The sequence below is a fragment of the Bacteroides cellulosilyticus DSM 14838 genome, assembly GCF_000158035.1.
Lineage (GTDB): Bacteria > Bacteroidota > Bacteroidia > Bacteroidales > Bacteroidaceae > Bacteroides > Bacteroides cellulosilyticus.
Genome location: NZ_EQ973492.1, coordinates 471,294 through 484,019 on the forward strand (window position 1 = coordinate 471,294; position 12,726 = coordinate 484,019).

The 12,726-nt window shown below is 40.9% G+C and carries 10 protein-coding genes and 1 pseudogene; 5 read left to right on the forward strand and 6 right to left on the reverse strand.

The features are described from left to right. The 3 genes and pseudogenes from BACCELL_RS26980 to BACCELL_RS20025 form a co-directional block, all read right to left on the reverse strand. A pseudogene (locus tag BACCELL_RS26980) lies at positions 1-290 on the reverse strand (DUF4906 domain-containing protein); the annotation flags it as partial. Between the two features lie 12 nt (positions 291-302). After that, a complete protein-coding gene (locus BACCELL_RS20020) occupies positions 303-1,175 on the reverse strand; it encodes a FimB/Mfa2 family fimbrial subunit (RefSeq protein ID WP_007213856.1) in 873 nt (290 codons plus the stop codon). Between the two features lie 26 nt (positions 1,176-1,201). After that, positions 1,202-2,404 (reverse strand): hypothetical protein, encoded by a 1,203-nt coding sequence (locus tag BACCELL_RS20025; protein ID WP_007213857.1) that lies wholly within the window; start codon positions 2,402-2,404, stop codon positions 1,202-1,204. Positions 2,405-3,649: 1,245 nt separating this feature from the next. Here BACCELL_RS20025 and BACCELL_RS20035 point away from each other — a divergent pair. From BACCELL_RS20035 to BACCELL_RS20055, 5 genes are all read left to right on the forward strand, one after another. Continuing rightward, positions 3,650-4,045, forward strand: a complete 396-nt coding sequence (locus BACCELL_RS20035; RefSeq protein ID WP_007213862.1) for a hypothetical protein — start codon at positions 3,650-3,652, stop codon at positions 4,043-4,045. Position 4,046: 1 nt separating this feature from the next. After that, the gene (locus BACCELL_RS20040) at positions 4,047-5,339 is read left to right on the forward strand and encodes a DUF3440 domain-containing protein (protein WP_007213863.1); all 1,293 of its coding nucleotides are present in this window, start codon (positions 4,047-4,049) and stop codon (positions 5,337-5,339) included. Continuing rightward, on the forward strand, positions 5,336-5,869 hold the full coding sequence (locus tag BACCELL_RS20045; RefSeq protein WP_007213864.1) for an IbrB-like domain-containing protein: 534 nt from the start codon (positions 5,336-5,338) through the stop codon (positions 5,867-5,869). Before BACCELL_RS20040 ends, BACCELL_RS20045 begins: the two co-directional genes overlap by 4 nt. A gap of 163 nt (positions 5,870-6,032) precedes the next feature. Beyond that, positions 6,033-6,971 (forward strand): UDP-glucuronic acid decarboxylase family protein, encoded by a 939-nt coding sequence (locus tag BACCELL_RS20050; RefSeq protein WP_007213865.1) that lies wholly within the window; start codon positions 6,033-6,035, stop codon positions 6,969-6,971. 36 nt (positions 6,972-7,007) lie between these two features. After that, entirely contained in the window at positions 7,008-8,135 is a 1,128-nt protein-coding gene (locus BACCELL_RS20055; RefSeq protein ID WP_007213866.1) for an ATP-binding response regulator, read from the forward strand. 65 nt (positions 8,136-8,200) lie between these two features. Here BACCELL_RS20055 and BACCELL_RS20060 read toward each other — a convergent pair whose 3' ends face one another. From BACCELL_RS20060 to BACCELL_RS20070, 3 genes are read right to left on the reverse strand one after another with little or no spacing between them, the layout of a single operon-like run. Then, positions 8,201-11,098 (reverse strand): PD-(D/E)XK nuclease family protein, encoded by a 2,898-nt coding sequence (locus BACCELL_RS20060; RefSeq protein WP_007213868.1) that lies wholly within the window; start codon positions 11,096-11,098, stop codon positions 8,201-8,203. Positions 11,099-11,150: 52 nt separating this feature from the next. Then, complete coding sequence (locus BACCELL_RS20065) at positions 11,151-11,840, reverse strand: carboxypeptidase-like regulatory domain-containing protein (protein WP_007213869.1); 690 nt, start codon at positions 11,838-11,840, stop codon at positions 11,151-11,153. A 29-nt stretch (positions 11,841-11,869) separates the two neighbouring features. Then, positions 11,870-12,577, reverse strand: coding sequence for an energy transducer TonB (locus tag BACCELL_RS20070; RefSeq protein ID WP_007213870.1), 708 nt, complete (start codon positions 12,575-12,577; stop codon positions 11,870-11,872). Positions 12,578-12,726: the final 149 nt, after the last annotated feature.

The following is a 12,726-nucleotide window of genomic DNA, read 5'->3' on the forward strand; positions in this document are numbered from 1 at the left end:
ACAGAGCGTGAAAACTCTTCCAGTCTCTGCGGGGTGAATTCCGGAATCAGTTCCGAATATTCACAGTGCTGGTCTGCTTTATTGAAAATATAGAGTGCCAGACTGGAAAAGCTGCCATCGTCTCCATGAATCAAAGCTTTGTTTGTAGGAGCCGTTTTGATCAGAAAGTTTAGCCGGGCCTGATTATCGGTTGTATCGGATATCGGCGTCTCGTTTTCACTGCAAGAGTACAGCAGCAGTGCCATGGCAAACAACTGCAAACAGAACCGGTATTTTAATTTTAGCTTCATATACATTGGGGGTTATATCCCCGGTCTGATCACTTCCTCGTCCCAGGGTTTTACTGTGATGGCGGTTCCATTGAAATAGATGCGGATGCCTACCGCAGCTTCATTGATGCCATTTACAGTAATATTATTATCTTTCATGAAGTCCTTTAATTGCATGGTGTATAATTCTTCATTGCTCTGAAGGTCGCGCAATCGCAGATATACTTCATTATCATCATTAAATCGTAATACGTTGAATTTTGAACCAAACTTTTGTACGTTGGAGTCAAAAGTTACCAACGGGAAATAAGAGACGCGTTCGTTTGAAAACGTTTTGGTGAAGTCCACTGTTGAACTTAATTTCCCCATTTCTATACTGACGGGGGAAGTGGCTGCACGTGTACTGCCAACATCCAGTCCTTCCAGCTCTATTTGCATTTTTATATGTGCACTGCTGAAATAAACGGTGTCAACCTTATAGCTTTCATTGACAATTGTAATCTCTCTTTCTCCAAAATACAGACTGTCATTGGTCGATATCAACTCTTTCGTAAAATAATGCGGGGCTCCGACAAGGTTGTTTTGCAAGGATGAACCTTCGTTTATCCGTGTGTCGTTGAGGGAGTTTCCCCAGCATATAATGTGATATTGACCGCTTGGCAAATTCAAGGTAGTGCCGCGTTGGCGGTTGAGCTCTTTCCGGTTGAGAACTGTTTTCTGTACAAATACATTGTTCTGATTGTATATATACATATCTACCTTTTCTATTTTCTGAGGAAAGATTTCCTTTGTTCCATCACCCAGGTAGCTGAAGTACAAAGTTGTCTCACAATCATCAAGGTTTTCTTTTATACACCCTGTCACTGTTACCAGTAGCAGGATGTATAGAATTATTGCCTTTTTCATATTTCAGGGTTTGTTGAGTCTGAAACTTATTGTTCCAGATCAAATCCCGGAGTGATTGTTTCTTCATTCCACGGAGCGACTGTGACGTGTACCAGTACGTTGTATTGTACATTTCCTAAGTCATTGTCGAGCATCGGAACTAACTCTATCTCCATATTATAAAGGGTACCGGGTTTGAAGTCGGCTGCTGTCAGTTCAGTGTTTACTTCTTTATAATACTTCACCAGGTTGGCAAAGCGTGCGCCATTTGCTAAGTCCGGGTTAAATACTTCCGTATCGGATGACTTCAGGCCGGTAATGTTCAAATCAGAAAGATCTAAATGCAATTGCGGTATGGCTGTACCCGGGAAGAAATTGAAAGCATAACATTTGCCGGCTAAATCCAGTGGCAGGTTACCGTAGGTTCCGTCTTCATTATATATAATGTAGCTGGCAAACGGAGCTGCGTCTATTATCGGAGTCGTGTCAAAAGTCCACATACCATCATGGATATGTCCTTCGAAAGTTGAGTTCAGAAGCAGGTTGTCCATTGTTCCCGGATTTTTGTAAGTGTTATAGAAGTTATTCATATAGAAGCCTTTTACATTTCCTGAGAATCCTGTCCAACTAACTGTTGCTTTCTTATCTGTTCCGTCAATGGTTCGCGTAAAATCGAAGTTACCTGAATTCTTGAATGAAATCTTGGTAATTTGCAGTCGGGCTACAATAGGGGCTATGGTCACTTGTGCCGTATAAGTCTTACCTGCTGTCGGAGTCGGATCTATCGGTTCATTAACGATAGGTTTCAGATCATCGTCCATACCATAGTAAAGCACTTCGCTACCCTGTTGATTGGCTAACTTGGTATTAACTACATTGTTAGTTACGGCATTCCCGGGATTTCCATAAATATACACTTTAGAAACGGATTCGGGAATGTTTATGAACTTCAATCCTTTTGCTGGATCGGTCAATTTATTCCAGTCGGAGTTAAGCACTTCATCTTTGGTGACGGCTTTGGAAGTTATGATTTTTCCATTTACGTCAGTCAGATTGATTAATACACTGTTCACATTCTTAATATCCGATGTGATGATATCTGTTGGAGAAGAAGCTCTTGTCTTGATCCCGCCTAATGATACTGAAATGGATTTTATTTCGTCCTGTGAAACAGAAACATCGTCTTTGTCACTGCAAGAGAATAATGCTATACTTACGACTCCTGCTAATAATAACTGTTTAATTTTCATGTCTTATAAAAATAATTGTTTATAAAATTTCCCAATACTAATTTTGGTTGCGTACGTCCTGTTGGGATCATAACAACAACAGTTGCATAGGAAAGTTTTGAGTGCAGGTAGTATTTTCTACAGGAAATAATCAAAACAATGATATTTTTATGAATTTTATCCAAAATTGTATCAATTACAACTTCTGTTAACCATGTTGGAGAGCGTGAGCTCCGTTATAGGATGTTGTATTGCGCAACTGGGCTGTTTGATAAATAGGCTCTAAAGTTGATTTCATGAGATAGAATATGAAGCAATGTTATGTCGCATATAAAGCAATGCTTTTGAATAGAACATTGCTTCTTTCAGGACAGAACATTGCTTCTTCTAATACTATTGATATAGTATTGGAAATATATTTACTAAATCAATCCTGGTCGGCAAGGTTCTGGCGAGTGAATAGGTGTCATTTTTGGTGTCAGTGTCACCTATACACGTATTTTGGAGAGTGTGTGGCTTGAATTTATTGGCAACTTGTTGATTAATAGTGTATTATTTTTAATTTGTATTTTGTGTTTATACTTTTTTATGTCTTTTAGCATGTTCTTCAATTCTCTTTCTTCTGCACTGCAAGAGTAGATATTTAGATTGTGAAATATGTATACATGTACCGTCTGTGCGGAATTTTTTGCCGTAAATTGAGCTTGTTCTCTTTTTATCTTAAATATAAACATATCGATACTTCCTTTTTCTGTTTTTTGCTTCCAAATGCGTGTATAGGTGACACTGACACCAAAATGACACCAATATGATGTTTTTTCTCTTGCTTAATATATTGAATATCAGTAAATAATGCTTTCCTTAATTCTTCCATTCAGGATTTGTCTATAAATGGTTTTATATCAAAAACAGAGCTGAATATTTCCATGCTAATGTTATGAAAATACATTACTTCTATTTACTCTTTTGGGTAATCGGTTGAAAATGAAATTTTCTATTTTCATATAATTGATACGGAGCGAAGCGGCACAGATGTGAACCACGGTATCGCCGGGCAATGCGTTAGGTTGTGGCAACGATTTTATCGGCTAACTCAATAAGCAATTTTATAGAAATATACTGTAGTTTAAGATTCATATGTTTAATAAATATAATTTTATTAATTTTCTCCATTCTTTATTGTCTCTATTCTTTTTTTATTTAATTTTGTCTGCACTATTTTATGTGGGAATGTAAACTCAAACCATAATAAATAACAAATCGATAATGACACAAATAGTTGAATTAAAAGGCACGGAGAAACGGTTGTATCAACTGGTCGCTCCATTGGTTATGAATCCTGTAGTATTGAAACAGAACTATAATTATCCTTTTCGCACTTCAGAAAACTTTATATGGTTTGTTGCGGTGGAAGGAAAAGAAATAGTTGGCTTTATACCACTGGAACATAAGAAATCGGAAGCAATTATTAATAACTATTATATAAAGGAGAATAATGCAGAAGTATTAAAAGCTCTTTTGGAGAAAGTTATAGACAGCACGGATGAAGATAAGCAGTTGAGCTCGGTTACATTTATTGAGCATCAAAAAATATTCCAGGAATTAGGCTTTTCTGTGGAGAAAGAATGGAAACGCTATGTAAAAATGAATAAGGAGAAATAGAATGGGGGAGGTTCAGAAGAATGTATATGAATTAGCACAAGAACGGTTACACATTATATTTAAAGAATTTGATAATATCTGTGTATCCTTTTCGGGAGGGAAAGATAGTGGTGTGTTATTGAATTTATGCATTGATTACATCCGCCGCAATAATCTGAAGCGTAAACTTTCTGTTTACCACATGGATTATGAAATTCAGTATAGCATGACTATCGATTACGTGGACCGTATTCTGGAAGCTAATAAGGATATTCTGGAGGTATATCGCGTGTGCGTACCTTTTAAAGTAACCACCTGTACGTCTATGTATCAGAATTATTGGCGTCCTTGGGATCCGGAAATGCGTGATATATGGGTGCGGAACATACCGGAAGGCAGCATGACCGTAGAGAACTTCCCTTTTTATACGGATGCAATGTGGGATTATGAATTTCAGATGCATTTTGCCAAATGGTTGCATGCAAGGAAAGATGCGGTTCGGTCCTGCTTTCTCATAGGTATTCGTACGCAGGAAAGTTTCAATCGCTGGCGCAGTATTCACCTTGCCCGGAAATATCAGATGTATCATAATTACCGATGGACTTCTAAAATTGGAAATGATATATTCAATGCTTATCCTGTTTTCGACTGGAAAACGACAGATATCTGGGTAGCCAATGGAAGGTTTGGCTGGGACTATAATCATTTATATGATTTATATTATAAAGCAGGTGTAAACATTGAACGCCAGCGCGTAGCAAGCCCCTTCCTTTGTGAAGCTCAGGAAAGTCTTCGCCTTTATAAAGTGATTGATCCAAGTACATGGGGCAAGATGGTAGGCCGTGTTAATGGGGTGAACTTTACCGGAATTTATGGCGGAACCCATGCTATGGGCTGGCAAACCGTCCGTTTACCGAAGGGATATACCTGGAAAGAATTCATGCAATTCCTGCTTTCTACTTTGCCCGAAACTACCCGACGCAATTATTTGAAGAAACTGACTGTCAGCATTGAATTCTGGCGTACGAAAGGCGGGTGTCTTGCTGAGGAGACCATTGAGAAACTAAGAAAAGCCGGTGTGTCATTGGAAGTGGTGAATACGACCAATTATAAAACGAATAAAAAGCCCGTTAAAATGGATTATCTGGATGACATAGACATTTCTGAGTTTCGTGAGATCCCCACGTATAAGAGAATGTGTGTATGTATTCTGAAGAATGATCATGCCTGCAAATATATGGGTTTTGCCTTAAATAAGGAGGAAGCATACAAACGAGATAAAATAATGGAACAATTCAAAAATATGATGTTATGAGTGTAGATCAAAGTCCGGTATATGCTGTAAAAGCTGTGCCGTTGGAGAAAATAGTGGCGAATGATTATAATCCCAACATAGTGGCACCACCTGAAATGAAATTACTGGAACTTTCTATTTGGGAGGATGGTTTTACGATGCCTTGCGTATGTTATTATGATAACGAAACCGACCGTTATATACTGGTAGACGGGTATCATCGTTATAGTGTATTGAGAAGCTCCAAGCGAATTTATCAGCGGGAAAACGGTTTGTTGCCTGTAGTGGTGATTGATAAAGAATTATCTAATCGAATGGCATCTACCATCCGGCATAACCGTGCACGAGGTTCGCACAATATCGAACTGATGTGCCACATCGTGGCCGAACTGGATAAAGCGGGTATGTCCGACCAATGGATTATGAAAAATATAGGCATGGATCGTGATGAACTTCTTCGTTTGAAGCAGATTTCCGGCTTGGCGGATTTGTTCTCGGACAAAAGTTTTAGTATTCCAAATCCGGTTGAAACGCCGGTTCCCGAAGAATAAAATGCCCGTTTGGGGCATTTTTGTTTCTATTATGTTCTTTTGTTATCATTAACAAGTGAAATATCTTGTTACAAACTTGCATAAGTTAACCAAATCTCCTACTTTTGCCATCATAAACAAACGAACAGGTTTCATAAGCCTTCGGACATTATAAAAAACTTACATGAAAAATATATTGGTTAGCGGTGGTGCTGGTTTTATAGGGTCGCACTTATGCACACGGTTGATAAATGAAGGACATCATGTGATATGTCTTGACAATCTATTTACCGGCGCGGAAGCAAATATCGAGCATCTGAAAAGCAATCCTCTTTTTGAGTTTGTGCATCACGATGTGGAATTTCCCTATCATACCGAAACTCTTGATGAAATATATAATTTAGCTTGTCCGGCATCACCGATACATTACCAATATGATGCGATCAAAACGATAAAGACTTCTGTATTGGGAGCCATTAATATGCTGGGATTGGCAAAGAAGACGAATGCCAAGATTCTACAAGCTTCTACCAGTGAAATATATGGTGATCCGGTAGTGCATCCTCAAGTAGAAAGTTATTGGGGAAACGTAAATCCAATAGGCATCCGTTCTTGTTATGATGAAGGGAAGCGTTGTTCTGAAACTTTGTTTATGGATTATCACCGGCAAAACAACATTCGTATTAAAATTATTCGTATCTTTAACACGTATGGCCCACGAATGCTGCCGAATGATGGAAGAGTGGTTTCCAATTTTGTGGTTCAGGCATTGCAGGATCATGATATAACTATCTATGGAACAGGAGATCAGACGCGAAGCTTTCAATATATCGATGACCTCATAGAGGGAATGGTGAGAATGATGAACACGGAGGATGAATTTATAGGTCCGGTGAACCTTGGAAATCCGAATGAATTTTCCATCCTCGAGTTAGCGGAAAAAGTGATTCAGTTGACAGGATCGAAGTCGAAGTTGGTGTTCAAACCACTTCCGCATGATGATCCTAAACAACGTCAGCCGGATATCACGCTGGCAAAAGAGAAGCTGAACTGGAAGCCTGCCATTGAACTGGAAGACGGTTTGAAGCGGATTGTGGAATATTTTAAGGAATATCGTAAATAGATTATATAGATAAACGGGAAAACAATATTGTATAAGATGAATATGGAAATTAATCCTTCTGAGTACAAAATTCTCATCGTCGACGATGTGATGTCCAACGTATTATTGTTGAAGGTACTCTTGACAAATGAAAAATTTGCAATCGCTACGGCAAGTAACGGTCGGCAAGCATTAGAGCAGGTAGATAAGGAAAACCCGGATTTGGTGTTGCTGGACGTGATGATGCCGGATATGAGTGGTTTTGAGGTGGCACAACATTTGAAAGCAAATCCCAAAACCGCAGATATTCCTATCATCTTCCTGACTGCACTGAACAGCACAACGGATATTGTAAAAGGTTTCCAGGTGGGAGCAAATGACTTTATCTCCAAACCTTTTAACAAGGAAGAGCTGATTATCCGTGTAACCCACCAGATTTCGTTGGTAGCTGCCAAACGTATTATTTTGAATAAGACCGAAGAACTGCAACGTACCATTGCCGGACGTGACAAACTTTATTCGGTGATTGCTCATGATTTACGTTCTCCTATGGGCTCTATCAAGATGGTGCTGAATATGTTGATATTGAATCTGCCGTCCGAGAAAATCGGTGATGAGATGTATGAACTGCTGACAATGGCAAACCAGACGACAGAAGATGTGTTCTCTTTGCTGGATAACTTGCTGAAGTGGACCAAGAGCCAGATTGGTAAGTTGAATGTAGTATATCAGGACATTGATGTAGTGGAGGTTGTAGATGGAGTGATTGACATTTTCAATATGGTAGCCGGTATGAAGAAGATTACAATCCGTGAAGAGAAACCGGAGAAGTTAGCTGTATCTGCCGACATCGATATGCTGAAGACCGTAGTACGCAATCTGATAAGCAATGCTATTAAGTTCAGTAACGAAAATTCTGAGGTGCTGGTGAAGCTGGAAGCGAAGGATGGCATGGCAGTAGTCAGCGTGCAAGACCACGGTTGCGGTATTGATGAAGAAGGACAAAAGAAATTGCTGCATACAGATACTCACTTCAGTACATTCGGTACTAACAACGAAGAAGGTTCCGGCTTGGGATTGTTGTTGTGCCAGGACTTTGTGGTGAAGAATGGTGGTAAGTTGTGGTTTACTTCGAAGAAGGGTGAGGGTTCTATATTCAGTTTTTCAGTTCCGTTGAAAAAATAAATGATACAATAAAGAAAAACAAAACAGACCGTCTGTTCCAGGTGAACGGACGGTCTGTTTTTTTATTAGCGCCTGCACAGGTCTCTGAAATCACAGAACTCACATTTCCTTTTATCTTCAGTTTGTGTGAAGGGTTCTTCCGGATTGTATATTTCTTGTAATAGGTTTTGCAGGCGTTCGCGAAACTCATCTTCATAAAAAGCGAAGTTGTTGACCGGTATTTTTGGTTGGCGGGCTTCCCCCATTTCAATTACAGGAGAATAAGTTTCTGATGCTGCACGGTGAATGTAGAGCAAGGAAGGGGCAACCTTCAACGATTGTTTGCGGCACATGATGGAAGCGTACAGGAAAGTCTGGAAAATATAATTCGGACGTCCGTCGGCAGGAGTGAACAGTTGCTCTATATTCTCAGGAGTTTTGGGGCTACCACCGGTTTTATAGTCTACAATACGCAAAGTATCGCCCTTACTATCCATACGGTCGATGGTACCACCGATATTCAGTGCCAGTTTTCCTTGCGGAGTTTCTATTTCCATGATCTCGTTTACAGGTTCTTCCATACCTTCCATGGTGAAAGGAGCATATTGCAGGTCGTTGCGCAACAATTGGCGGAGATAGGATGCAATCACTTTGGCATTGATAAGTTGCGTACCATTATATTCAGGCCTTTCTGTGGGGAGAACGTGGAAGAACTCTTCTTTGAAAGCTGTATCTACATAATTCTGTAGCTTCACGTCATTGCGTAACAGTTGCTCCAGGTCTTCTTTTCGTATTTCTTTTCCATTTGCAGTCAGATCCTTATATGCCAATTCGGCTGAACGGTGGAAGATAGTACCGAACAGTGCAGAGTCTATTTCAGCACTCACTTCATCGGGAGCTTTTAATCCGGCCACATAACGATAGTAGAATTTCAAACGGCAATCCAGATAAGCATTGAGTGCGGAAGGAGAGAACAGTGCTTTGGGATGGCGGACGAGACTGTATTTCTCATACATTCTCGCAATGATTTCCGGTGTTTTCTCTATACGGATTTCTCTGCCGCTTTGAGGAGATTGTCCGGCTTCTAGGTATTCGCGTGAAATATCGTGCGGCGATTCAACAAGAAATTGCAGCATGAAACGGGACATTTCTCCACGGTTCAGTCCATCAGAAGATGTATTATATAATAAGGTGATATTTTCAGCGCGTTGTATCAGTCGGTAAAAGTAGTATGCATAGACCGCATTCTTATGTTCGATGGTAGTCATGCCGAAAGCTTTTCGCAGATTGTAAGGGATGAAGGATGATTCTCCACCGGCTTTGGGCAACTGACCTTCGTTGAGGGAGAGCATGATGAGGTTTCGGAAATCGAGGTTACGTGTTTCCAGCACTCCCATTACTTGCATACCGATGGCTGGTTCACCGTGGAACGGAATATTTGAGGTTGCAAGCAAGCGGCAAAGAAGACGTTTCAAAGTGTCAGTTTGCAGATTAAGTTCGCCACTGTCAATAAGACTGAGCAGACGGTTGATGAGGGTATAGCTCTTGAATAAGGACTCCCGGTAAAGCTGATTGAAAATATCATCTGTTTCCTGTTCTTGCCGGTAGAGGATGGAGACTTCGCGAAGTGTATCCGTCAGATATTGGCAGAGGGCTGAAATGCCGGTCTGCGGAGTGAATACCTGTTCCAGAAATTCATCTTGCTTTAATTCGGAAGGCAGAGGGTAGAAGCGATTGTCTTTCGTCAGCTGTTTCTCCAGTTTTTCTGCGGAGGGGGACAATTGGCGTGTATAGGGATGTTTCAATACAGCCTGGACGGCTTCGTATGAATAACGTCCTGTATCTCTGCGATAGCCATTGGTTTGCAGTTCTATGAGTGCGCTGATGAAACTGTATACAGGGGTCTGTGCCAGCGGAAATCCCATCGTGATATTGACATTCTTTACTTCTGATGGTATGGAGTGGAGTACGGGTAATAAAAGAGATTCATTACAAAGTACCACAGCATTCTCTTTTTCCTGGGTTGGTGTACCTGATGGATCATTTTTCATTACGGCGTGTACCCATTCCGGCAAATAGCGTGCCTGTGCATTTTCGGTAGGGGCGGAGATAAAACGTACATTTTTAGGATGTCTTAATACATCGAATGCGGTTCCGGGTAGTTCGTTGGGGAAGATTTTCAGGTTGCGGAGAATGAATTCGCCGGCTTCATGTGTGTAAGGCGGAGTCTTTTCACGAGGCAGACGGGTGTAAAACAAGTCATAATCCCAATAGAACAATGCTCTGCCGGCATCACGCAGACGCTCAAAAAAACGGGTTTCCACTTTATTCAATACATTGAAACCAACGAAAACATACCGGTCATATTTCAGCTTTTCCGGTTGCAGTTCTTCCATGACGTAGCGATACATCATACCCTCATAAGCAATGCCAAGTTCTGCGAGATTGTCGCGGTAGCCGTGATAAATATCGCCTAATTTATCCCACAAGGAGATGAACTTCTCTTTCAGTTGCGTGCGTCGCTCGATGGAGAAGTTTTGAAAGAACTGACGGATGGCTTCTTCTTGTTCGGAGTCAAGGAAGTCGTAATCATCCATGATATTTTTCAGGTCTTGCAGATTAGAGAATAGACGGTCGGCATCAACAAGATTTTTATCGACATCATCGAAATCGCTGATAAGAAGTTCTCCCCAGAAATAGAAATCATCAAGTGTTTCTTCACTATGGGTTTCTTCACGAAATACTTTATAGAGCTCACAAACCAAGCGGATGGGGTCGCCCAGCTTCCATGGAGAAAGCTGTCGGAACAGTTCACTGATGCTGACGTAAGCGGGAGACCATAAAGGGCGGTCACTTTGTGCCGCCAAATGCTCGTTGAAGAAAAGGCTGGCACGTTTGTTCGGAAAAACAATGGCGACCCGTGAAAGATCGTTTCCTATTTTTTTGTATAAGTCTTGGGCAACTAATTGAAGAAAAGTTTGCATCTTAATCTTTTGTTTTTTGATAACTATTCTGCACTGAATATTATGGGTACGGTTACTCTGTATCTAAAGCTTGTGTGCCTCTGGGAAATTCCGGTGGTGTTGTTTCTATTGTTTCGTAATCAACATCTCCTTCCAGTATCTCTCCGGATTCTATTGTTTCCGTCGGACATTCTCCCATTGTCATGTTACTTTCACGCAGTGCAACCTGAATGTAAGTTGCTCCCTTCTTATTTATTTCAATTTCCTGTGTTTCCATTCCAACGTATTGGATGATTAGCGGATATTTACCGGAAACTTTTAGTGTAAACTCACCATTCGCATCTGTTAGAGTACCGTTTGTAGTTTCTTTTTCAGAGACATTGGCCCCGACAATTGGTTTTTGAGTCAGACTGTCTGTAACTGTACCTTTGATTAAAAAGAGTGAGTCCTTATCCGTCGGCACGCTCTGACACTCAAGTTTGATCTCTGAGGTGTTCTTTGCTGACTGGCCTGGTGAGTTGGCGCAGGCATTCATTGCGATAATCCCTGCGGACAATCCTAATAGGGTGATCGCTTTTCCCGCCATGCGCCGTCGTTCCAGTTGATGTTCCAGATATCGTACTTCTGATTCACATTTGGGACATGTGCCTGTACAATCTCCTTTGTATTGACATTCGGAAGTGATATATTCGATATCATTTGCTTCGGCAATTTGCCGGCGAATGTCTTTTAATATCTTGCATGTTTGCTTTCCTCGTACCATAATTATTCTGATTTATAATTGCCTTATATCTACTGCAATCGAAACATGACCGGGACAGTATATTCCACACGTACAGGTTGTCCCGCTACCGTACCGGGTTTCCATTTAGGGAATTCTCTGACTACGCGCAGAGCCTCTTTATCTAAATACGGATCAACGCCTCTGAGGATTCTGGCATTTGTGATACTCCCATCCTTTTCGATGACAAATCTGACTGTGGTTCGTCCTTGGGTTCCGTTACCTTGATAAACGGGGAGTTTCAGATCTAATTTTTTGCTTATGAATTTCATCAGTTCGATCATGCCCCCGGGAAATTCGGGCATTGTATCCGGTGCATCGTACTGATTTGTGCCATATATGGTAGTATCTTGCGGAATAACCTCCTGTACGAGAGAGTCCGGCGGGAGGACTCTTATTACCGGTTTTTCCTGTATTTCCGGAGTTACTATATAATAACCATGCGGAGCTTCGGAATGGATCGGCTCCGCACAGGCAGGTTGTGGCATCATTGTTGCCAATCCTGCGGATACTCCAAGTATGGTAATCGCTTTTCCTGCCATGTGTTTACGTGCCAGTTGTTGCTCCAGATACTGCACTTCTGCCTCGCATTTGGGACATGTACCCGTACAATCCCCTTTGTATTGACATTCGGAAGTGATATATTCGATATCATTTGCTTCGGCAATTTGCCGGCGGATGTCTTTTAAGATTTTGCAAGTTTGCTTTCCTCGTACCATGATTCTTTATACTTTTTCTATTAAATCTTCTTCTACGTACCACAGGTATCCTTTTATGTTTTCTTTCGGGTATCCCATGCGTGTGAGCAGTTGCATATATCCCTGCACTTGCTTATTATATTTTTTATTCTGTTTTCCGAATTTGAAGT